21 protein-coding genes are annotated in these 23,411 nt (G+C 52.8%); 5 read left to right on the plus strand and 16 right to left on the minus strand.

Going from position 1 to position 23,411, the window contains the following annotated elements:
- Positions 1-7: 7 nt before the first annotated feature.
- The 8 genes from ahpC to DDT52_RS06035 form a co-directional block, all read right to left on the minus strand.
- A complete protein-coding gene (ahpC, locus tag DDT52_RS06000) occupies positions 8-571 on the minus strand; it encodes an alkyl hydroperoxide reductase subunit C (protein ID WP_136155549.1) in 564 nt (187 codons plus the stop codon).
- A gap of 249 nt (positions 572-820) precedes the next feature.
- Positions 821-1,573, minus strand: a complete 753-nt coding sequence (locus tag DDT52_RS06005) for an SDR family oxidoreductase (RefSeq protein WP_136155550.1) — start codon at positions 1,571-1,573, stop codon at positions 821-823.
- Between the two features lie 130 nt (positions 1,574-1,703).
- On the minus strand, positions 1,704-2,138 hold the full coding sequence (locus DDT52_RS06010) for an acetyl-CoA carboxylase biotin carboxyl carrier protein (RefSeq protein ID WP_136155551.1): 435 nt from the start codon (positions 2,136-2,138) through the stop codon (positions 1,704-1,706).
- 94 nt (positions 2,139-2,232) lie between these two features.
- Positions 2,233-3,156: a nitrogen assimilation transcriptional regulator NAC gene (gene nac / locus DDT52_RS06015; protein ID WP_109052347.1), complete on the minus strand. Its 924-nt coding sequence runs from the start codon at positions 3,154-3,156 to the stop codon at positions 2,233-2,235.
- Between the two features lie 220 nt (positions 3,157-3,376).
- On the minus strand, positions 3,377-4,471 hold the full coding sequence (locus tag DDT52_RS06020; RefSeq protein ID WP_136155552.1) for an ABC transporter ATP-binding protein: 1,095 nt from the start codon (positions 4,469-4,471) through the stop codon (positions 3,377-3,379).
- A 9-nt stretch (positions 4,472-4,480) separates the two neighbouring features.
- Positions 4,481-5,542 (minus strand): extracellular solute-binding protein, encoded by a 1,062-nt coding sequence (locus DDT52_RS06025; protein ID WP_168709740.1) that lies wholly within the window; start codon positions 5,540-5,542, stop codon positions 4,481-4,483.
- Between the two features lie 30 nt (positions 5,543-5,572).
- Entirely contained in the window at positions 5,573-6,376 is an 804-nt protein-coding gene (locus tag DDT52_RS06030; RefSeq protein ID WP_109052345.1) for an ABC transporter permease, read from the minus strand.
- Positions 6,373-7,275, minus strand: a complete 903-nt coding sequence (locus DDT52_RS06035) for an ABC transporter permease (RefSeq protein ID WP_109052344.1) — start codon at positions 7,273-7,275, stop codon at positions 6,373-6,375. The genes DDT52_RS06030 and DDT52_RS06035 overlap by 4 nt, the downstream gene beginning before the upstream one ends.
- A 501-nt stretch (positions 7,276-7,776) precedes the next feature.
- On the opposite strand from DDT52_RS06035, the gene DDT52_RS06040 reads away from it, so the two are divergent.
- Together DDT52_RS06040 and DDT52_RS06045 are read left to right on the plus strand one after the other, a co-directional pair.
- Entirely contained in the window at positions 7,777-8,997 is a 1,221-nt protein-coding gene (locus DDT52_RS06040; protein ID WP_136155553.1) for a pyridoxal phosphate-dependent aminotransferase, read from the plus strand.
- Positions 8,987-9,682, plus strand: coding sequence for an SDR family NAD(P)-dependent oxidoreductase (locus DDT52_RS06045; RefSeq protein ID WP_210732678.1), 696 nt, complete (start codon positions 8,987-8,989; stop codon positions 9,680-9,682). The genes DDT52_RS06040 and DDT52_RS06045 overlap by 11 nt, the downstream gene beginning before the upstream one ends.
- A 10-nt stretch (positions 9,683-9,692) precedes the next feature.
- On the opposite strand, the gene nac (DDT52_RS06050) is transcribed toward DDT52_RS06045, so the two are convergent.
- From nac (DDT52_RS06050) to pxpB, 4 genes are read right to left on the minus strand one after another with little or no spacing between them, the layout of a single operon-like run.
- The gene (gene nac, locus DDT52_RS06050; protein WP_136155554.1) at positions 9,693-10,592 is read right to left on the minus strand and encodes a nitrogen assimilation transcriptional regulator NAC; all 900 of its coding nucleotides are present in this window, start codon (positions 10,590-10,592) and stop codon (positions 9,693-9,695) included.
- A 22-nt stretch (positions 10,593-10,614) separates the two neighbouring features.
- Positions 10,615-11,385 carry a 5-oxoprolinase subunit PxpA gene (locus DDT52_RS06055; protein ID WP_136155555.1) on the minus strand — a complete coding sequence of 257 codons (771 nt, stop codon included), beginning with the start codon at positions 11,383-11,385 and terminating at the stop codon, positions 10,615-10,617.
- Between the two features lie 38 nt (positions 11,386-11,423).
- Positions 11,424-12,410 carry a 5-oxoprolinase subunit C family protein gene (locus DDT52_RS06060; RefSeq protein ID WP_136155556.1) on the minus strand — a complete coding sequence of 329 codons (987 nt, stop codon included), beginning with the start codon at positions 12,408-12,410 and terminating at the stop codon, positions 11,424-11,426.
- Entirely contained in the window at positions 12,407-13,075 is a 669-nt protein-coding gene (gene pxpB / locus DDT52_RS06065; protein WP_247595491.1) for a 5-oxoprolinase subunit PxpB, read from the minus strand. Before pxpB ends, DDT52_RS06060 begins: the two co-directional genes overlap by 4 nt.
- Positions 13,076-13,506: 431 nt before the next feature.
- Between pxpB and DDT52_RS06070 the strand changes: the two genes are divergently transcribed.
- The gene (locus tag DDT52_RS06070; RefSeq protein ID WP_136155558.1) at positions 13,507-14,433 is read left to right on the plus strand and encodes a DMT family transporter; all 927 of its coding nucleotides are present in this window, start codon (positions 13,507-13,509) and stop codon (positions 14,431-14,433) included.
- Between the two features lie 142 nt (positions 14,434-14,575).
- On the opposite strand, the gene DDT52_RS06075 is transcribed toward DDT52_RS06070, so the two are convergent.
- From DDT52_RS06075 to DDT52_RS06090, 4 genes are all read right to left on the minus strand, one after another.
- On the minus strand, positions 14,576-15,427 hold the full coding sequence (locus DDT52_RS06075; protein ID WP_136155559.1) for an energy transducer TonB family protein: 852 nt from the start codon (positions 15,425-15,427) through the stop codon (positions 14,576-14,578).
- A gap of 1 nt (position 15,428) precedes the next feature.
- Positions 15,429-18,110 (minus strand): TonB-dependent receptor, encoded by a 2,682-nt coding sequence (locus DDT52_RS06080; protein ID WP_231604106.1) that lies wholly within the window; start codon positions 18,108-18,110, stop codon positions 15,429-15,431.
- 228 nt (positions 18,111-18,338) lie between these two features.
- Complete coding sequence (locus DDT52_RS06085) at positions 18,339-19,277, minus strand: FecR family protein (protein WP_136155560.1); 939 nt, start codon at positions 19,275-19,277, stop codon at positions 18,339-18,341.
- Positions 19,278-19,391: 114 nt separating this feature from the next.
- Positions 19,392-19,892 carry an RNA polymerase sigma factor gene (locus tag DDT52_RS06090; RefSeq protein WP_082153015.1) on the minus strand — a complete coding sequence of 167 codons (501 nt, stop codon included), beginning with the start codon at positions 19,890-19,892 and terminating at the stop codon, positions 19,392-19,394.
- 967 nt (positions 19,893-20,859) lie between these two features.
- Between DDT52_RS06090 and DDT52_RS06100 the strand changes: the two genes are divergently transcribed.
- Positions 20,860-21,852: a hypothetical protein gene (locus tag DDT52_RS06100; RefSeq protein ID WP_247595488.1), complete on the plus strand. Its 993-nt coding sequence runs from the start codon at positions 20,860-20,862 to the stop codon at positions 21,850-21,852.
- 251 nt (positions 21,853-22,103) lie between these two features.
- Entirely contained in the window at positions 22,104-23,144 is a 1,041-nt protein-coding gene (locus DDT52_RS06105; protein ID WP_136155561.1) for a PD-(D/E)XK nuclease domain-containing protein, read from the plus strand.
- The last annotated feature ends 267 nt before the right edge of the window (positions 23,145-23,411 follow it).

Here is a 23,411-nt window from a genome sequence, read left to right on the forward strand (position 1 = left end):
GTCAGGCTTAGATTTTACCAACCAGATCCAGAGACGGCGCCAGCGTTGCTTCACCTTCTTTCCATTTGGCTGGGCAAACTTCACCCGGGTGAGTAGCGACATACTGAGCCGCTTTCACTTTGCGCAGCAGGTCTGACGCATCGCGGCCGATGCCTTCGGCAGTGATTTCCACCGCCTGGATGATGCCCTGAGGATCAACGATGAAAGTACCACGGTCGGCCAGGCCTTCAGCTTCACGCAGGTTTTCGAAGTTGCGGGTCAGCTGTCCGGTCGGGTCGCCGATCATGGTGTATTTGATTTTAGCGATAGTTTCAGAGCTGCTGTGCCATGCTTTGTGCGTGAAATGGGTGTCGGTGGAAACAGAGTAGATTTCCACGCCGCGCTGTTGGAATTCGTCATAGTAATCAGCAACGTCACCCAGTTCGGTCGGGCAAACGAAAGTAAAGTCGGCAGGATAGAAGAAGAACACGCTCCACTTACCTTCGATATCGTTCTCAGTTACTTCAATGAACTTACCGTCTTTGAACGCCATGTTTTTGAACGGTTTAACTTTGGTGTTAATTACTGACATCACTGTATCCTCATGTGTGTTGGTATAGGAGTAAGGTACAGAAATGTGATCGATATCACCAATGCGTTCTCATTATCGAATCGATAAGTAATACCTTACTTGGCAATAGGCAATAACATCCGTTGCTGCGATGCAAAACGCACGCAGACCAGACGCACCTTACGAATGGAAAGCGGATATAGCCAGTGAGAATGGCGACAAAGCCGGATTTAATCACGCTGTAGCGCGCCGATTTCCTCCGGCTGGCGCTTACTGCGAACCGTCATCGGGGCGCATGGTTGATAAACCGCCGGGGACTTGTAACGTTGGCGTGATTTCGATATGTCCGAAATTGACGGCAACGGGGGCGGCCAGCACGAAAGCGACGGTATCGGCAATATCTTTTGCCTGCGGCAGTTCAAATCCATCAATAAAACGACGGCGCGCTTCTTCTTTATCGCCCATGACGTTGCCAAAAATATCCGTTGCCACGCGTCCCGGGCAAATCTCGGTGACCCGAACCCGCTTGCCGTAGCAATCTACCCGCAACTGACGCGACAGCGCATGTACGCCGGCTTTCGTGGCGTGATAAATCGAGTTGCCGTTAAAATTATAAATGGCGGCAATGGAGGTAATATTAATCACATGACCACAGTCACGTGCCATCATTCCCGGAACCAACAGTCGGCAGAGATGCAGCACGGCACGCAAATTGACATCGACCTGGGTATCAACCGCCTCTTCATCCGCATTCAGAATCGATCCCGGTCGTGAAACGCCGGCGTTGTTAACCAGAATATCGACCTGGATTTCATGGCATAAGCGGGTTAAGGCATCCAAATCGCCGACGTCAAGCACATGCGGAATACAGCCGGTACGCTCGGCCAGCGCCGCCAGCGGTTCCGCGCGACGGGCAACGGCATGGACGGTAATGCCTTCCTGACACAGGCGCTCGACGATCGCCTCCCCCATCCCGGCGGAAGCGCCGGTCACTAAAGCCGTTTTATAATCTGAAAATGGCATTTGCCTCTCCTGTAAATGCTTCGGCATCCGCCTATGCTGGGCCGAAAATAGTGTGTGATACGACTTTATCCACTAAATATCGACGGGGATAAGACATAAATGGTTTGAGGCAATAAGGGGGACTTATTACTTACATTGCCCTTATCACGGCAATTTCGCTGTCATATTCAACGCTGTCGCCATGGTTCACCGTCAGCGACGCCACGATGCCCGCTGTCGGGCTGCGCAGCGGCAAATAAATCAGGCCGACTTTAATCAGCGCCAGTACGGCGCCTTTCTGCACCGCAGCCCCTACCTCAGCAAATGGCGTGCCGTTCAGCGGATGAAACAACAATACGTGGCCCGGCATCGTTGAACGTGCGCTCTGCTGAACGGGAGCCGATGCCATCATCGCATCCGGCCGCAGGCTGGCCGGTTCTGATACGGAGGCTATCCGCTGTCCCGGCTCGTATCTCAAGCGCACTTTGTAGTGGCGACTACTGATCTCAATATCAGACAAGCCAGCCTGACGCATTTTTTGCGCGACCTGACGAATATCTTTCATCGCTAATGAACTGTGTTGCATAGAGCCCCTGTCAACTACCTTGAAAATAAACCGGTTTACAGCCGCCTCAACGACCGGATAAGAGGTTTTCCCTTGCCAGCCCCCGGCGTGCGTATCATCCAACCAATGTCAGCGGGCGGTTATCCACCGTGCGATTGGCCAACAGTGACAGCAAAATGGTTTTCACCGCTTCAGCAGGTTGCGACAGCGGCAAATGATCTGACATACAGAACGAAAGCGGGGCCAGTACTTCCGGGTTATCAATTTTCGCCATCCAGGCATTGGCGGATTTCAACATGACGCGCGCCGCCGATTCCGGCAGCACGGTACAGCCTAAGCCGGCGGCCACCGCATTGGTCAGCGTCGTGATGGATTCAATTTCACATTTCACCCGGTAAGACAGGTGTTGCTGGACAAAAGCCTCATCCAGCAGCTTACGCATAATATTGTAGATTCGCGGCAGGAACAGCTCATAATCCACGACGTCGGCCAGCGAAATTTTTTTCTGCGGCGCGCCCAGCCCCATAGGACAAATGAAATAAAGTTCTTCTTTCATCAGCGGCAGAAAACGTAAGCCGTGGATCTCACGATTGCCATAGATCACCGCCATATCCATACGGCCATTCATAATCAGTTCGCTGAGCGTGGTACCGAAATTCTCATTGAAATAGAGCAAAATCCCCGGATGCTGGCGATGAACTTCTTCCATTAAAGGAATAGCCAACTGTTGCGCCGCCGTGCCGGGCGCCAACCCGACGGAGACTTCGCCAGAGAGAGATAGCCCTGAACCATCAATCGCATTTTGCGCCTGACTGCACTGCCGTAAAATCACCTGGGCATGGGTGTAGAGAATTTTCCCCGCTTCCGTCGGCGTCACGCCACGCTTCGTGCGTATCAGCAGTTGCTGATTCACTTCGCCTTCCAACGTCGCCAGTTGCTGACTTAGCGCCGGTTGCGCAATATGGAGAACATCAGCGGCCTGCGTCAGACTGCCGACATCAACGATCTTAATAAAATATTTAAGTCGACGGAGATTCATGACTGATTCCTCAAAGCGATGTACCGGGAATTAAATGAAGCAATATTGATACCACTTTCACCTCACCCGTCGTCTTCTCAGTCAAAATCAATATAAACATAATAAAATCATAAGAATAGGGCGTCATCGCCGTTAGGTTTTTCGCCATGCCCGCCTCTGCATCACGGCCGGTACGGCACTGCCACAAGGCAAACCGCGATGGCGAGAGGCAATCACCGGTTCAGGCGGCAATCACATGATTACTCTCGGTGTGCCAGTCTAAACGCACCTTCGTGCCAACAGGATAGATTCCTCCCGCGTTCTCACCCTGGGTTTGCCGCCAGGCGATCATCTCCTCGCCCCCTTCCAGCCGCAGCGTGTAATGCAACATATAACCGCGATAAACCACCTGTGTTACCTCGGCCTTCGCGCAGTTCACACCGGAGACATGCGCCTCGTCCGACAAGGGCCGAATAGAAATGGCTTCCGGACGGACGGTAACCATCACCTGTTCCGCCGGCATCTCGCACTGCGTCACATCGAGCGCCAGCCCCGATGGCGTAACCAGCCGGGTGCCGCTCTGATGACGCTGTTCAATACGCGCAGGCAGAAAGTTTGAGGCGCCGATAAAGCCCGCCACAAAGTGGTTGACCGGCCGCTGATAAATCTCTGCCGCCGGAGCAATCTGCTCCAGCCGCCCGTTATGCATCACCGCGATCTTATCGGCCATGGTCAGCGCCTCGTCCTGATCGTGCGTTACCATAATGGTGGTCAGCCCCAATCGGCGTTGGAGATTGCGGATCTCAAGCTGCATGCTTTCCCGCAGACTTTTATCCAACGCGCCCAGCGGTTCATCCAGCAATAGCATATCCGGCTCAATCACCAGCGCGCGCGCCAGAGAAACGCGCTGCTGTTGACCACCGGAAAGCTGCGACGGCAGGCGATCGCTGAATGTTTTCAACTGAACCATATCCAGCGCCCGGGTCACTTTCTCACCGTACTCATACTTCGACATGCCGCGCATTTTCAGGCCGAAGGCGACGTTTTCCGCCACGGTCATATGCGGAAATAACGCATAGTTCTGAAACAGCATGCCGACATTGCGTCGGTGCACCGCCGTCTCAACGATCGAGCGGCCCCCGACCAGAATGTCGCCGGAGGTCGGCGAAACCAAACCGGCAATCATACGCAGGCAGGTGGTTTTTCCGCAGCCGCTGGGGCCGAGCAACGCCAGGATCTCGCCGGCGTTTACCACCAGCGAGACGTCATCCACCGCGACCGTTTTGCCATAGTGTTTACACAGGTTATCTAAACGAACTTCAAAAGATCTCAACATAGAACGGCCTCAACCTGAAAACGTCTGGTTATATTTTTCCAACAACTCGGCGCGACGCGGAATAATGTAGGTCCAGTCTGGCGTAAACAGATTCAGCTCATTCATTTTGCTTTCCGGATAAGCCAGATATTTCAACGTCTCGGCATCGAACTCAATGTCGCGAACCGTTGGCGCGCTCAGCGTCGCTTCCGCCAGCATTTTCTGCACGGATGGCTCCAGCAGCCGGTTTATCCAGGCCAGCCCGAGTTCACGCTGCGGCGCGCCTTTCACCAGCACCAACCCATTTATTCCGGTAAAAGCGCCTTCCTGCGGATAGGTCATATCCAGCGGAATGCCTTTTTTGGTGTGCGGGTAGATGGCCTTCGAATATTCAATGCCGCCGATCATCGCCTGCCCTTGCGCCACCATCATGACCTGAGATTCGCCATCGTAAACCGTCATGACATTAGGCTTCAGCTGCGCCAGTTTTTCCCAGCCTTGATCGATAAGATACTGCGCTTCTTGCAGCGGCTTGCCTGTCGCCAGCGCGGCCGCGACAATCAGCATCAAAATGCTTTGGGTGTTTTTCGGCGTATTGAGGATCATTTGATGCGCATATTTGGGATCGAAGATCTCGGCATAGCTTTTGATGGGTTGCATCATACTGGTATTAATAAACAGCCCGGCCATCGAAACCGAAAAGCCGACGCCATAGTTGTCATTGAATAAATAGCGGTCGAACACATTTTTCAGGTTCGGGATTTCATCAATCGGCAACTGCTCAATCAATCCCTCTTCTTTCGCCTGCGGCACGCCGATATCATCCATCGACATCACGCTATAAATAGGTTTGTTTTTCGTCGCCCGCAGCGAGGCAATGTTAGCCAGCGTTGCGCCCTCCGTCGTTAATACCCGACAGGTGTAGTCTTTCTCAAACGCCGGGATCACCTCTTTTTTGATCAGCGCGCCCTGTGCCGAGTTATAAACACCAACCTGTAATATGCGATCTGCCGCATTTACCTTGGTATTCAGATAAGGAAGCAGCGCGGTGCCCGCCATCGCTTTCAAAAAGGTACGTCGCTTCATGGTCATATCAATTCCTCTTCTGGTGTTTTTAAAGTGCTATGCAGCCATGGCGCGACGCAGACCGACCAGCCGCTCAAGCGCCAGGACGACAATCGTTGCCAGGACGATAATCAAGGTGGACATTGTTGCCACCGAGGGATCAAACACGGTGCCTATCTGGCGATACAACACCACCGGTACGGGGGTGTTGACCGAGTCAGCCAACCACATGGAAACCGGATAGTTGTCGAAAGAAACCATGAAACAGAAGATGGCGCCTGACATCACGCCAGGGGCAATCTGTGGGAAAATCACATGACGAAACGTGGCGGCGCGGCTGGCCCCCAGGGTTCTGGCCGCTTCTTCCAGACTGGGATTCACCAGTTCCAGACTGGTCAGCACCGTGCGCACCACGTAGGGCGAGGTAACCACGGTGTGGGCCAGCAGCAGATTAAGTTTGACGTTACCCCAGCCATAGCTGGAAAACAGTTGCAGCAATGCCAGACCAGTGATCAATACCGGGAAAATCAGCGGCGACATCAGCAGACCTTTACACAGCGAGGAAAAAGGCAGCTTGCCGCGCACCAACGCAAAGGCGGCGGGTACGCCGAGCAGCAGCGACAGTAGCGTCGAACCTATCGCCAACAGGGTGCTAAACAGCAGCGCGCCGGTAAACTCACGATTGGTCAGCACATTACGATACCAGTCGAGGGTAAAACCGGTCGGCGGAAAACTGACGAAGTAACCGTCGGAAAACGAAATCACCACGATGAGCAGGATAGGCGTCAGAATGAAAATCAGCATAACGGCGGCCATAATGTAAAGCAGCAGGCCGGAGAAACCACTCAGACTGTTATTCATTTCGTTTCTCCGTGCAGGCGGCGCCCGCTAAGCAGTTTCATAGACAGGGTATTCACGGCAATGACGATAAACACCAGAATGGTGGCGATGGCGGCGCCAAACGGCCAGTCATAAACCGCGACGATTTGCTGTTCAGCGAGGTTGCCAAGCATTTGCGCCTGTGGGCCGCCGATCAACGAGGGGATCACATAAGAGCCCGCCGCCAGCGAAAAGACCAGCGTCATACCGGCGACCAGACCGGGAAGACTCAACGGCAGGGTCACGCGCAGGAATACGCTCCAGGGCGGCGCGCCTAATGTGCGGGCCGCAGATTGCAGATTGGGATCGATCTTTCCCAGCGCCGACGCGAGCGGTAACACCATCATCGGAAAGAAAATATGCAACGAACCGATAATGACCGCCCATTCGGTAAACATCAGCGCGTTAGGGCGTTCAATGATCCCCAGATGCAGTAACACATAGTTAATAAGCCCGCTGGGACCGTTATTTAAAATCAACTGCCAGCCATAGGCGCGAACCACCACGCTCACCGCCAGAGGGGCGATAATGATTAGCGTCAACACGCGGGAGAACCAGGCATTTCCGCGCACCAGCACGATGGCGATCGGATAGGCCAACACCGCCGCTATCAGCGCCGTGATCACACTGATACGCAGCGTGGTCCAGAGGACTTTGCTATATAACGCCACTTCGAAAAAATGAATATAATGAGAAAAGGTATAAGGAGAACCAATATCACCGGTAGACGATTGCGTCATTACGCTAAAAGACATCAGACGAATAGCGGGAACAAAAAAGAAAAAAATCTGAAACACCAGTAAGGGTACAATCAATAACGAAGGTGATTGCCAGCGTATTAATTTTCGTGAGCGATTAACGGACTCTGAAATATCTGTCATTGAATTTCCTGTGAGTAAACTCATTTCAATCTATGGCGAAAGTCATTATTACCATGCCGGCATATCAAAAACAGGATACAGAAAATCGGAAAAGTGATGATAATTAATTGAAATAAAATGATCTTTATTAGCCATTCATTTCCAAAACGGTAATATAATTGACAAGATAAACAATAATACTTTTTTAGTATGCTTATATTCTCTCTTGTTATGGATGGTTAATAACAAATTTCCTTTCTCTATCACCTTGGAAATTAAAGACAAAAAAAGATATTCCTCACTAGCCCTTACTATTTCCCCTTCTATTTTCACCAGCCCCTTACTCACTATCGTTTTATGTTATGTCACCACAACAAAGTGCTATTTGATTAATAAATCTTTTCTCCCGTACTCTTTTCACGACCCTATGTCATCACCCTTATTCGACTGCCGCGGAGAAAAATATCCGATGGATGTTTTCGTAACGGGCCGTCCTTCCCTGACTTTTTGGATCTCTGCACCATGCCTGAAATAGCCGATCGCTTAAAGAATGTTACTGTATCTGCCTCCGTCGCAATGACGCAGAAAGCACGGGATCTTGCCGCTCAGGGCGTGCATGTTATCGGCCTGTCTACCGGCGAACCCGATTTCCCCACGCCGGAACATGCCACAGAAGCCGCCTACGCCGCCGCCCGCGCGGGGGATACGCGCTATCCGCCGACCGATGGCACGCCGGCGTTGCGGGCGGCGATCCAACGCAAGTTCAAACGGGATAACCATCTCAATTATGAGGTCAGCCAGATCCTGACCGCCGGCGGAGCAAAACAGATCATTTTTAATGCCATCATGGCAACCTGTAACCCGGGCGATGAAGTGCTGATCCCGTCGCCGTCATGGATCAGCTATGCCGATATTGTGAAATTCGCCGGCGCCACCCCCGTGCCGGTCAACTGCCCGCAGGACAATGGTTTTAAGCCACGGCCCGCTGACCTGGAGGCGGCCATTACCCCCAAAACGAAATGGCTGCTGCTGAATTATCCCGGCAATCCGACCGGCGCCGTTTGTACCCGCGAAGAGATGCAGGCGATTGCCGAGGTGATGCTGCGCCATCCGCACGTCTGGATCATGACTGACGATATCTACGAACACCTGATCTATGACGACGTCACCTTCTACACCATCGCTGAAGTGGAACCGCGCCTGTTCGACCGTGTTCTGACGGTGAACGGCGTCTCCAAAGCCTATTCGATGACCGGCTGGCGGCTGGGTTTTTGCGGCGGTCCCAGCGATCTGATCAAGGCGATGAGTAATGTCAATACGCAGAACGGCGGCGGCGTATGCACGCTGACCCAGGCAGCGGCGGTAGCCGCGCTGGATGGGCCACAGACCTTACTCAGAGAACGTGCGGAAATTTACCGCCAGCGCCGGGATTATGTTTTGGAACGACTGAGCGCCATTGAAGGCCTGCGCTGCCATAAACCGCAGGGTGCGTTTTACCTGTTCGTGAATATTTCCTCACTGATTGGCAAAACCACGCAGGGCGGACGCAAAATCACCAGCGACACCGACTTCGTGATGGCGCTGATTGAAGAACAGCATGTCGTTACCGTACAAGGGGCGGCTTACGGTATGAGTCCCTTTTTCCGGCTCTCTTATGCCACCAGCATGGAAATACTGACGGAGGGCTGCGATCGTCTGGCGGCTTTTTGCGCAGGCATGCACGGAGGAGAACATGATGCTTGAAGCACATCCGCGTGTAGTAATGGTTTCCGGGGCCTCTCGCGGCCTTGGTTTCCATATTGTGCAGCGTCTGCTGCAATCCGGCTTTACCGTCTCCGCCGGGGTGCGTAACCCTGCGGCGCTGACCGCAACGGCGCGGTTGCACGTTTTTCACTACGATGCGCTGGAGGCGGGATCGGGCGAAATCTGGGTTGAACAGACCGCGGCCAAGCTGGGTCGCATTGATGCATTGATCAACTGCGCCGGTATCAACCCTCGCGTGCGCGTGCTGGACGACGGAGAAGAGGCCCTCGACAACATGTGGCGCATCAATGTGAAAGGGCCGTTACGCCTGAGCCGCGCCGCTCTGCCCTTTTTATTTACCGCCGGCAACGGCAGAGTGATTAATGTCGCATCGCTTGCCGGCCGACGGGTGGGCAGCAATGTCGGCTATGCCATGACCAAGTTCGCCGTGGTGGCGCTGACGCACGGTATTCGCCAGGAATGCTGGGATAACGGCGTGCGGGCAACGGCGCTCTGTCCCGGCTATATCGCCACCGACATGACCGCAGGAGAAACCGAAGTAACGCGCGAAGAGATGACGCAACCGGAAGATCTCGCCGAGATGGTCGATTTACTGTTACGGCTGCCCAATAATCTGTCCATCGCGGAACTGCTGGTGAACTGCCGCAAGGAAGCGATGCTGTAAATCAGACGGCTTACAGCGACGACGTTAACTCCATAAGCAGATCGCGTACCGCCGTTGCGGGCTCAGATAACGGCGAGAGATCGGAAACACACAGCGACAGCGTCTCTTCGATCACGGGTGAAGCAATGGAGCGAATGATCACATCCGGCGACTCCGACTGGATCCGATCGGCAATGGCGCGCGGCATAATGGTCACCCCCAAACCGGCGCCGACCGCTTTAGAGATACTCTTTACCGCCTCCAGTTCACCGATAATATTCATGCTGAGCTGATTTTGACTGAATGCCTTATCCACGGCGCGCCGGACGAAGTTATATTCCGGCGGCAGCAGCATCGGCAGCGAGCTGAGCTGCCCGACCGCCAACGGGCCGCCATCATCGTCGATATCGAAATTCTCATGGGCCACCAGGAAGAACTCCTCCACCAGCTGCGGCTCGTAATGCAGCCCTTTGATGCCGCCGGTGCCATGGATCAGCGCCATTTCCAGACGGCCATTCACAATCAGTTCGCTATAGGCCTGCCCGACGCTTTCCACAAGATGCAGAAGAATGCCCGGATGACGCTTACGCATCTCGGCAAACAGCGTCATGGATAAGGTGGCGGCCACGCTGAACGGCGCCAGACCAACGGATACCCGGCCAACCAGCATCTGACCGGCATTCAGCACCTCCATCTCCGCCTGCCGCATCTGACGCAGGATCGTATTGGCATGGCTATACAATACCTTGCCGGCTTCCGTCGGGATCACGCCCTGCTGGCTGCGGATCAGCAATTTGCGTTTAAAATGATCCTCCAGCGAGACAAGCTGCTGGCTTAATGCGGGCTGAGCAATGTGCAGAGCATCGGCTGCGCGAGTGATACTTCCTATATCAACGATGGTGATAAATGATTTTAACCGTCTGATATTCATACTCACCCCGATAAAATAAAGGTTATTGCGCCAATACTGCCGCCGCCGGTGCCACGGTGCCGCCGTTGGCTTCAATTTCACTCCTCACGATACGTGCCAGTTCGAGCGAACCCGGCGTATCGCTATGGATCAGAATCGAACGGGCTCTCACCGCGATGACTGCGCCGTCAAACGTGGTGACCGTGCCATCAAGTAAAAATTGACGCACTCTGGCGCGCACGGCGGTTTCGTCATTAATCACCGAACCGGCAATGCCGCGCGGCACCAGTTGGCCTTTATTATCATAAGCGCGATCGGCCAGAAATAAGGTCAACGTCTTGAGCCCGCACTGCTTCGCAGCCTGCTCTACGTAAGTATCCGGCTGCGAGAAAATAATCAGCGCCGGATCAACGCTTTTTATCGCTTCCATCACCATCAACGCCAGAGGGAAATCGCGGTTAATCATATTGCCCATCGCCGCATGAAAGCTCACGTGCGCCACTTTCGTACCTTCCGCTTTAGCTATCGCGTAAAGCGCCCCCAACTGATACAGCACCTGCTGGCGGATCTCTTCCGCACTAAACGGCAGCTCTTTACGACCGAACCCTTTGCGGTCCGGAAATCCGGGATGCGCGCCGATTCCGACCCCCTGCGCTTTTGCCAGACGCACCATACGCGTCATAATGTCCGGATCGCCGGCATGAAAGCCACAGGCGATGTTGGCAGAAGAGACCGCCTGCATGAGCTTGTCGTCGTCACAAAGCCGGTAGACGCCAAAGCCTTCTCCCATGTCGGAATTAATATCTATTTTCATGATATCGCTACCTTTTCATAAAACATCATAGAAAATCGTTATCTGTCGACGGCCTGTACCAGCGCGCGAACGCCGTGTTGGATCGTCGTCAGATAGTTCTCAATCGCCTGCTCCAGCGCGATGGCCTCCGAGGCGTCACTCTCGACCAGTTGCAGCTTGTTGCCCGGCGGCACCTGAGCCAGCCGCCACAGGTCATGCTCAATGATGCCGGCAATTTTCGGATAGCCGCCGGCAGTGTTGGCATCGCTCAGTTGAATAATCGGTTCCCCGGCCGGCGGTACCTGAACAATGCCGGGGATCAGACCGTAAGAACGCATCTCCACCACCTTTTCCGGCCTGAGCGGCTCGCCTGACAAACGATAGCCCGTGCGGTTACTCTGCATGGAAATCGTCCACTGTTGCGACCAGAAACGGCGGGCATCGGCAGCGAACAAATCGTATTCGCCGGCAGGAATCGCACGCAGTTGCAGCACACCCTCCGGCGTATGAGGAAAAAACGCGTTCAATGCCACGGAAGGAGGCTCAACGCCGATGCCCCCGTCAGGCAACGACCGGCCGTCAACCCGCCCGACAGGCAACGTGTCGCCCGATTGCAACGGCCGCCCCTGCCATCCCCCGAATCCCCCGCGTAATGCGGTGCTGCGCGATCCCATCACCAGCGGCACATCAATGCCGCCGGCGACGCAGAGATAGCCTCTTACGCCCTGAGCGGGATAACGCATTTCAAGCTGTTGGCCCGCGTGAACCCGATGCATCCACCACGGCGGCAGGGCGACATCATCTAACCGAGCGCGACAGTCGGCGCCGGTCAACGCAATCGTGGCATCGGCCAAAAAACGCACCCGAAAAGGAAAAAACTGGATTTCCAACCCCGCCGCGCCCTCGTCATTCCCCAGCATACGATTGCCCGCGCGCAGGGCCAGACTATCCATCGCGCCGCTTACCGATACCCCGAGATGACGAAACCCGGTGCGCCCTAAATCCTGCACCGTATTCAGCGGCCCGGTTTTTAGTACTTCAATCACAGTTCAATCCTTTCAGGCAGAAAACGTACCCTGTCGCCGGGCGCCATCAGTGCCGGCACCTCAGCCGCGGGATCAAACAGGGGAATATCCGCATAACCGATAGCGTTCCAGCCATTCGGGCCGGTGAGCACGGAAACCCCGGTTTGCATACCGCCGATGGTGACCGTGCCCTTAAGCATGTGCAAAGACGGTACTTTTTTACGCGGCGTCGCCAGAATGGGATCCAGCCCGTGCAAATAGCCAAACCCCGGCGCGCTGCCCAATGCAAAGACGGTGTAACTGCCCTGATAATGACGGCGAATCACCTCATGCTCGGATAATCCGGCATGCAGACAGACGCTGGCGAGATCCGTTGCGTGTTCGCCGCCGTAGCAAACGGGTATTTCGATCAGCTTGCCAACATGGCCGATAGCCTGAGCCTGTTCCCAATGCTCAAGGAGAAGGACGCAGACGCTATCGCTATCCGTCGGCGTGTGTTTGAACAGCACCAGCAGATTAGTGACGCCCGGAATCAATGCTTCGACGTCATCACGATGTTCAAGCGCCGCCGCCAGCGCCCAAATTCTCCGCTGAGCGGGCAGATCAAACTCGCCGGGCGCTTCAACTAAATAGGCGCGGCTGCCAATGGTGGAGATCTTTACCTTTTCACCTTGACCGGTGAGCATGAACGAGGGACGCGTGCGAGCCTCTCCAGACAGAATGGTCATTTATAATTCCAAAGGATCAGATTAAATAGGCATTATCTTCTGTTAAAACAGGTCATTCCTTTCCGAATAATACCGTTATGGTCATGACGCTTCGAATATATAAGCAACACCGGGACTTGTATAAGAGGGAAACTTTTTGTGGCAATACTAAATTTGTATGACGCGACCAAAATAAAAAACACTATCCGCAGGATGCGATCCCCAATGAATTTCATTAAAGGAAGCCAATACAGCGGCAGCCTGAAAGATAAAGGGCATATAAGAAAAAACTATTCGGACAGAATAAAATTATCTTAACGGTGTTGCACCGGAAGACTCTATGGTAGAAGCCGCTTTTCCCGCCGGCAGGAAAGCGGCTCCAGTTTTATCAAACCAAAAGAGAAGGCAGCATGAATCCTAAAATGGGCGTATTACTTAAAATAATGTCGGCCCTCTGTGCAACATTGATGCTTGCCTGCGTAAAAGGACTTAATGGTGAAATACCCACCGGTGAAGTGATCTTCTTTCGTTCTTTTATTGCGCTGTTCCCGCTGCTGATCTGGCTGAAATATCAGGGGAATATTCTGGATATGATTAAAACCAGAAATATTTTTGGTCATCTTATTCGTGGTTTTTCCGGCACGGGCGGGATGTATTTCAACTATATCGCGCTGATCTATATTTCCCTGGCCGATGTGACCGCCATCAGCTATGCCGCCCCACTGTTTACCGTGATCATGGCGGCGATTTTATTAAAGGAGAGCGTGCGCCTTTATCGCTGGCTGTCGGTTATTATCGGTTTTTCCGGCATCATCATCATGCTGGCCGCACATTTGAGTACCAGCAGCGTTTTTTCCTCAGTCGGTTCAACCGCGGCGACGCCTTCTCTCGGCGTCATTTTTGCCCTGTTGGCCGCACTGTGCTCGGCAACCTCATCCGTACAGATTCGTTTCCTCAACGGTAGAGAAAAACCTGGCGCGATCGTTTTCTATTTCTCGCTGATGACCATGTGCATCGGCCTGGTCACCGTATTCTTTGGCTGGAACATGCCTGACGCCACTCAGCTTCTACTGCTGATTGGCTGCGGTTTTTTTGGCGGCATGGCGCAAATTCTGATGACGCTCGGCCTGCGTTACGCCGATGCGTCTTTACTGGCGCCTTTCGATTACACCACGCTGGTCTGGTCGATGCTGATTGGCTACCTCTTTCTCGACAGCATCCCCAGTTCCGCAACGATTGTTGGCGCCGCGATTGTTGCCGGCGCGGGGATATTTACCGTTTGGTGCGAACAACGACAGTATAAAGCACAAATAACGCGTTCATTAACTTCCCGCTGAGTTTCCTTAAATAGCTCGCCTATGCCGCGCAACGCGCGGTTAATATCGTCATTTGAGCGATAAAGACGGGTATATCAGGGTAATAAAAAGGCCAGAGGTGGCACCGGAAGTACCCCACCGGGGAACCGAATTCCCCGGCAGGCTACCGATCCTGTACGCTGAAGCGCACCGGCGCGGTAATGGTGTGCGGCATGCCGGCGGGCGGCGCGGGTACCGGCGAGGCGCGGCGCACCAGCGCCAGCACTTCCCGATCCAGTTCGGCGAAGCCCGAAGATCGCGCCAGCTGCGCGTCCAGCACGTTACCGGCGTCATCAATACTGAAACGAACCAACACCGTGCCGGCCTCGCGCCGCGAACGCGCGCCCGGCGGATACTTTTTGCGCCGTTCCAGATGGGCCATCAGGCGCGCCTGCCATTTAGCCGAAGCGGCGGAAGAGACGGAAGCGCCAGCGGTAGATTGCCGTGCCGCGGTGCGGTGCGATGGGTCGGCCTGTGCCTGGGCTCGAACAGCCTGACGCGAAGCCGCCTGCTCCTGCTGGCGCGGCCGTGGCGCATCCTCGGGACGTTTGGCGCGCTCGGTTTGCGTCTTCGGCTTCGGCGGCGGTTTGCGCGCCGCCGGCACCTTGATCGCGGCCTTGTCATGCCGCTCAAGGCGCGGCGCTTTGACCGGTTCGGGCGTCTGCGGTTCCGGCGGCCTATCCTCCTGCGGTTCGGGCAAAAGTTCCTGCGGCGATTCAACTTTCTTCACCGCCTGACTCGCCTGGGAATTCTGCAATTCGGGAGAAATATCGTTGTGTTCGATGGCAACGGCCTGTGGTATATCGGCCAGTTCGATCATGATGGCGGCGGGCGGCATGCTGTCAGCCGCCGCCATCAGCGGTTCATGCAGCATCCACAGGATGCCGCCGATATGAAACGCCAGCGCCAGCAGGCTGGCGCAGCTCCAGCGCGCGGCGCCGCCCAGCCCACCGTCTTTTTTCAAAACTGTATTCATATCAGAACTTAACTGTCACGCCGCCGCGCACCGTGCGGCCCGGTCCAGGCATGAGCGAACTGCCCAGCGCGTCCATGTAGTAACGATCGGTGAGGTTATCAATTGTCAGGTCAACGGTGGCGTTATTGTTGATCTTGTAGCTCGCATAGAGATCGATCAACGTATAGGGATTCCAGCGAGATGGCTGTATCTCACCAGTTCCTATGACTGAGCCATCTCCGATACCATCGGCCATTCGACTACCGGTGTAAGTCAGGCGTCCGCCAACCGTCAGCTTTTCGTCCAGCAGCCGAGCGCCTAGATTGAGCGTCACGGTATCCTGTGGCGGTACTTGCAAAAGAGAGTAACTGTTTTGGATGCCGCCGGAGGCGCACCGTGAATAGCCTGAAATAAGTTCAGTCCCCTCTGCTACGCAGAACATCGTGTCCGTGTAGTGGTTCCACGCTAGCCCGCCAAAGTAATTTCCTGTGTCATAATCAGCGGAAACCTCGAAGCCACGCATCCTTGCGTAATCGAGATTTATTCGGTTAAGTCTATATCCGGTACTACCGTCTTCGCGCGTATAGAGAACATTCGCCCTGGTTATGTAATCATCAATCTTGTTGTCGAAATACGCAGCATGCAAACGAACCTTGTCCCCAGCGCGAAACACTTCTTCTTGCAGGTGATTGATACCAAATTCGATGCTTCTCGCACGTTCTGGATTGACAAAATTTTGAGTGCCGGCGTCGAAAGATTCAGACTTCAAAGTTTCAAAAATACTTGGTGACCGTAAAACGCTGCCATACTTGCCATAGACCTGAAATCCTTGCAGAGGCTCGATCGTCGCACTGAAGACCGGAGACCATCCATCGGCGGAATGCCTGGAAGAATCCGTATCGTCCAAGGTTTCGAAGCGTGAATAACGTAGGCTTTCGTTGAAGGTCAACCAATCAAGCGGTTTCCATTCCAACGATGTAAAGCCACTGGTTTCGTTACGCCGTCCCTCGCGCGTTGCCCAACCGACATAAGTGTCTCTGTCGACATCATCCGGCAAGCCAATATCCTCTCGCGTCCATGCGCCTCCATACTCAAGTTTGAAATCACCGATATCTGTCGAAAAACGGGAAGTATTGGAAATCGTGGTACCATATCGCTGTGAGGCAATGTAAACACGGCTGGGCATCCATATATCCCAACCAAGGCTTGGAATGTAATTCCGAACCGCCGCATTGACTCTGAGATCAACATCCGACCGGAATGCATCGACCTTCAGGTCGATCAAGTCATGGTCTTCTGGACTCCAGCGATAGCGAGCCGTATAGGTATCCAATTCAATTGTATTCAGCCACCCTTGGTAAGCGTATGCATTTACTGCAAGCTGGGTAGGGAGTATTTCACCATACTCACTCTGATATCGATTCCATCCTAATTCGAGGGAATGACCACCCTCCGCCCGAACAGTCCCCTTCAGCAACCAGGATTCATTGTCATATGAGGTATTGAGAACTTCCTCACCAGCTCGGAACGCACTCAACCCACCGTTAGTAACTTGCAAGTTTCCGTATTGATTTGGTGCAATGATAGCATGGGCCGAATCGCCGCCATTACTGCCCGCGTGGTAATTACCGTTTTTGCGGCGCGCGTAGGCCGCGAGGATATCGACATATTCAGTCGTTCCCGCCACAGCAATACTTCCAGAGCCGCCGGTTGGTTCAAGAACGGCGGGACGGTTCATCCCATTTGAAGAGAACAATGAACCTTGGTCAGGCATTGTCCCGGTGTAAGACTGCGCACCAGTGAAACCGCCAAACGTACCAGTAGCAGGCGCGGACGAACTGTTGGTATTGAATCCACCTTTAAGGCGCACGCCAAAGCTTTTGCCCGGCAACAGAATATCGTCGACGCCGATGGTGCTCATGCGTACCACGCCGCCCGTAGCGCCGGTGGCATCAGCCTCCATGCTCGGTCCCTTCTCAATTGACACCGCGCCGATAAAATCTGGATCAACGTAGCTGCGCGAAGCGGTGCCATTGTAGCCGCGATAGACTGAAGACTCCTGCGAAGCCCCATCGACGATGACCGGCACCCGTCCCTGCCCCTGCATGCCGCGAATATTAACATCCAGCGCGCCCGAGTTGCGGTTATCGCCATTGATGACCCCCGGCACGCCGGACAGGAAATCCCCCACCGAAGTGCCGCGAAAGCGTTCCACCTGCTCACCCGAAATATAAGCGCGCGAACCAGCGCCGCGATAGGGTTCGTCCGCCGGGCTAACGCCGCTTACCCCGGTGACGGTGATCGTGTCGAGCAGCAGGGAATCATCGCCGGCGTTCTGCGCATAAGCGGCGGCGACATCCGGCTCAATCGCATAGGTATCGGCGCCGATCGGGCGGTAAGAGAGACCCGATCCCTGGAGAAGGCGGGCCAGCGCCGCGTCAGGCGCGATAGCTCCCGCAATGCCCGGCGAGCGCTTACCGGCGGCGATGCCGGGATCATAGGTCACCTGCCGCCCCGACTGGCGTCCGAACTCGGCGAGCGCGCCGGCCAGCGGCCCCGCCGGTACGTTGAACTCGATCTGCTGTGCGGTCTGGGCCCAGGCATCCTGCTGTATTATCCCCGCCGCCAGCGAAGCTCCACCCAGATTCAACAAAGCGGCAAGGGCTATCCGCCGCGCCCCCCGTTTATTTTTATTAGTCATCATTCTTATCAGGCCCCATTTCGTTTAACACTATTCCCCAAGCAGCCGACTAACGCCGACTCCTGATAATGGAAACGAATGAGAATGAGAATTTTTCAGCACAGAATGAAAATTTTTACGCGGCAATGACTTTACCGGCGGGAGATGCTTTTGCGTGATGGGTTATCAGCCCCATCCTGATGAATGAATCCTCCGTAACGAGGATCTATCGACAGGCATTTTAGGGCGCAATCAGGAAATTATCGTCAACCAGGAAGAAAGCCGGCGTACCATACCGCCGTACGGTTGCACCACCGCCTTCAGCGCGCTCTCCGGGGATGTGAGATTATACACGCCGCTAACGCGCTGCCGGCCGAGAGACGGCGTGACAATCGCCACCCGTCCGGGCTGCCAGCGCGCAATCCTGGCGACAACGGAAGAAACGGGCTCCCGATCCACCATCAACACGCCGTCACGCCATGCCGCAATCTGCCCCGGTTCGCGCCATCCGCGTTCGACGTCGCCACTTTCCCGATCGAGAGTCAGCCACTCTCCCGCAGACAACGTCCCGTTGCCCGCCGCCGACGTGACGTCGGCCCGACCGCGCTCAAGCGCCACCGATAGAAATCCTGCGTTCCAGCCAAGATCGAATGCGCCGGACGCCGTTACCTCCAGCGCATCGACAACCGCCAGAAACGGGCGGCCGGCGTCCGGCGCCACATCAAAAAACGCCATGCCGGAGAGCAGTTCCACACGCCGGCTGTGCGGCGAGAAGCGCGAACGAATGGCGCTGTCGGGACCGAGCGCCGCCAGCGAGCCGTCAGGTAGAGAAACTCGCCGCAGTTCGGCCGTTGCCGTCATGTGGTCGGCCTGCGCGCGCAGCAATATTCCCGGCCCAACCAGCGCGCCGACGCCCCATGCGGCCAGTACCGCTCCGCCGCCGAAAATCAGGGAACGGCGCGAGATCCCCGCCGGAGCCTTACTCTCCCCGCGACGGGCCTGCACGACCCGTCCCGCCATGACGTGGATCGCCATGGCTTCGGCCCAGACCGCTTCATGAGAAGGATCGCATCCGCGCCAACGCCGGATCTGAGCGCGTACCAGCGGATTCGCCGGATCGGTCTGATGGCGGATGATGAGGTCGAACGCTTCCGCGAATAATTTATCGTCTTCCGACGTTTTTTCAGTCATACATGAATCAATCCGGTGATAACGACGCGCCAGGAAAGCCAGAGGAAAGGTCAATCTAGCCTCTACATTATCATTAACGAATGTAAGGGAAAAATTTTCACCTCGCGACGCATATTAATCCCCACCATCCTTGAGCCTAATACGCAAGTGCTGGTATGCGTGATGGATAAGCGACCAGGTACGCGACACAGAAAGATTCAGTTCAGCGGCGACCTCGGCGATGGTCATATCACCCAGGCGATACAGCTCAAAGGCGCGCCGCGTCCTTTCCGGCAGTTCCATCAGCGCCTGGTTCGCTATCGCCAGCCGCTGGCGATCATGGGCGATCGTTTCGGGGTCCGGCGCGGGATCGGGAACGCCGTCATACTCATCACCGAGCAGATCGGCCTTTTCAACAAGATGCTCACGGCGATACAGATCGACCGACAGATTACGTGCGACCCGGCGAAGATAGGCTCGGGGATTGTCGTCCCGTTCTGGCGGCGCGGACGTCAACATCCGCAGGAAAACATCCTGTGTCAAATCCGCCGCCACATCCGGTCGGTGTCCCCGTTTGCGGAGAAAACGGTTAATGTCGCAGGCATGTTTCTGGAACAGGCGTTTAAGGTCCCACATCAGCGCAACCTCGCGATTACCGTCGCCCGAAACCGCATTATTTTATAGAAAGTACGGTCATGCATAGCCCTGCCATCCGATACACACCATCCCAGCGCGGAAACATCCATTATTGCCAACTCGACGCCGTCGTGTGGCTGCCGTTAACGAAGTTCCCAATATAGGGAAAAATCGCTACAAATGGTAATAATTTGTATTTGCATTAAGGATAATGAGCCGTGCGGCGGCAAGATCAACGAGCAGAACGGGGAATGGCGAGCGCAGATTATCGAACGGCGACATCGGTATCGTGACGATTCTGCACGAGCGAATACATCTGATTGATCGGTTTCGTAAAGATTTTAGACCTTGATGGTGGAGACATCCCAAAGCGGACCTCAGGCGGTCGGTACGGCTTAGATTTGGGCTGGCGTTATGCTTCTTGGGGTCGAGCGCAACGGTCAGGCACCCGATTTTCATGTACTAATTTGTGTACTACTTCGGCGTGGTTGACGGTGGTTTTCAGTGGATTTCGCTGGATGCTCAACAGAGCGATTACCCTGTTGAATCAGAGAGCTACAGACTTTGGTGGCTGTCTATAGAACAAGAATTGGAGCGGGAAACGAGATAATCATTTATCGCTCAATCGACTGATTCAACAAGATTTTTCGGTACACCTGTTGGTTGACTGGCTATATTGTGTACTAGGTTGAGAACGTTGGCAAGGTATCCCTGACTTGTTCCCCATTGATGAGTACATCTGTAATGTTAGCAGTGTCGGCTTTTGACACTGCTCTGTCCTCGAGATAGATCCTTGTCAGCTACGAGAAGCGACATTATGGCCTCCATCACCAATACATGCTTGCGCAATTGCTAAATCAGATTGCTAGTATAATCTAGCGACTTTAGCCTTTGGCTATCATTGCCAGAAAAGCGCAGTTTAGGGTGACGAAATCCAACTTTTAGTTAGTTTATGGAAGGGAAACTTATGACAACTCACGACAGAAAAGCATGTAGTGCCTACCTTACCCTCGTAGCACCACCAATTTCAAACACAATGGCGGTTAATATTAATAATGACGACAAGGAAATCATAAAAATTTTGCGTCAAAGTCATTTTTATATGATCTGCGGAAGGCCTAAAGCTAACTTCGGTAATATTGGGTTATCAGGTAATGGGGCAATCAAGATTGAAATAATACTCGATTCGGGCCCCTTGTCTAATGGGCTAATTCACATTCAAAAAATGCATTTCTTCCGTACCGCACCAACAAACACAAACTTCGATCTTAAACTTAAATGTAATAAAGACTTTTTACGGATATTTCTTGAAGGTGAACTGATATTTGCTACTACGCCGGACGAATTGCTCATGAGGCGAGGGAGAAAAGAAAATTTAGTCACTGGATTCGATAACTATCTTGAAATGATGACTTTTGACTTACTTTACGTAGGAATCGCCAAGGAAAATCAGGATAGTTATAGCAGATTAATTGCTAAAGGCCATACTGCACGGATGAACATTTTGGCCGCAGAAGAGCAACGTTCGCCTGGTGCCAGAGTCAGTGACGAGACTTACCTACTTTTATTTGAAGTAGAACCGCTTACCATAACTGTTTTTGGCAGGGAAGGTGATTTTGATGATGAAGATTTCAATTTTACAATTGACTATCATAGAATAATAGCAGACGCAGAAAAAGCTATTATCAGCACATTTAAACCAAAATATAACAAGCAACTCTATGTTAATTATCCTAAGGGAGTTGATGGATTATATGAGCAGGGATATGACGGATACTCATACGCAATCGCTGAAGGATTTGCTTTTAATACGACCTATGGAACAATTAAAGGAGCCAGAGACTCTAAAGATTTACTCCCATCAAATGATGCTGACTTTATATCAGTTAATGGAGACGAGGTTATTCTTAATATATCTGGAGTGGATTTTAATATTCCTTTTTATAACAGTGATTTCTAAATTAAATATTCTGATGTGCACTCAGTACGCAGCCTAACCTAAATGTCTACAAAGATCCGCTGCTGGCACGACGCGGCCAGACTGAAAGACCGCCAGGTCCGCTATGAGCGAAGGGCATAAGTTCCGAAAGCTTACTCTTATCGAAATGTATGAAACAATGGGGAGCAGGTCAACTGCATAGTATTTAACGTGACCTGACAAAATTGCTGTGATAAAAGTCGTCAAAAGACATGCTGACGTTGAAGGAAGAAATGGATAGTAAATTCAATGAAGTAAGGGAGTATTCCAGAGCAATCCTGCTCTTACGAAAGCTTACTCTCATTAGTAAGCTGAGCATCTTAGTTTCGGTTCTCACTATTGGAGTTAGCTACTATGTTGTCATAGCAGACTATTTTCAGCCATATGATCTCACAAACTCAACCATTGTAGAAGCGATGATGGATAAAGATTACCAATCCATCAATAATAATACTTTTGATATACTTAATAAATATAATTCTGGTGAGTCCAAAATAAATCCTACCAACTTTTATGCATTCCTCCCTGGGCGTTACAATGCGACTTACGTGCATGTCCATGGGCATCTTGTACCCATGGGGGAGAGCATAAATACGAGCCACAACAACTTTACTATGTATCGCTATGATTTTACATACCGAGTTAGTATATCTCAATTTGGTGTGATGATTTTCTCTCTAATTCAGATATTCTTACTTTCATCTTTTCTTTATCTTCACTTTAGCACCAAATCAAAACATGAACATGACTTTGAAGATAAAATTGTAGGCACATACTTTGATATGCTATCTGATCCGCTTGAAGAAAGAGAACTAAGTGATGTTGAAAAGTTAAAGCTGACACTGAGGAAGTTTAATGCCTTTCGGTTGGCATTAAACAACAGATATGATAATCGCCCCGGTTATGCAATCAACGACGAGTACGATGTTCAGGATTTGCTGCGTGCAATACTGGCATTAAACTTCGAAGATGTAATTAAAGAGAGTGCCATTCCCTATTATTTAGGATCAAACTCAAGAGTGGATTTTTTGATACGTGATCAAAGTATTGCCATAGAAGTCAAAAAGACAAGGAAGGAATTAAGAGACGGCAAGTTAGCGGACCAAATTATTTCTGATCTCCATCGTTATCAAGCACATCCTGCTTGCAAAGATATTATATTTTTTGTGTACGATCCTGATCATTTAATACAAAATCCGGCGAGTTTGAAAAAGGATATCAAGTCGATAAGAAGTGACGCCACATTACATTTTGTTATTGTCCCTGAGGTTTAATGTGCGGAGGTTTTATTCTTCTTGATGTATCGTACCTCAACAAGGAAGGTTATTTCCGCACCTTGTCAAAAAGATCTGAGGGCTGGGAATAAACTGTATAACAGGTGTGCTTGTAATCGAATTAGATGCACTGTTATCTGCTTCCGTTGATTACCCAAGATTAATATCAGCGACTTCCGCCATTGGCACGAGGCGGATTGGATACAGTCTCATCGGGTCCGCTCTGAGCGAAGATCGGACATTGCAGTTGAGGTATTTTTCTGAATT

It is taken from the genome of Brenneria roseae subsp. roseae, assembly GCF_003115845.1.
In the GTDB taxonomy this organism is placed as follows: domain Bacteria; phylum Pseudomonadota; class Gammaproteobacteria; order Enterobacterales; family Enterobacteriaceae; genus Brenneria; species Brenneria roseae.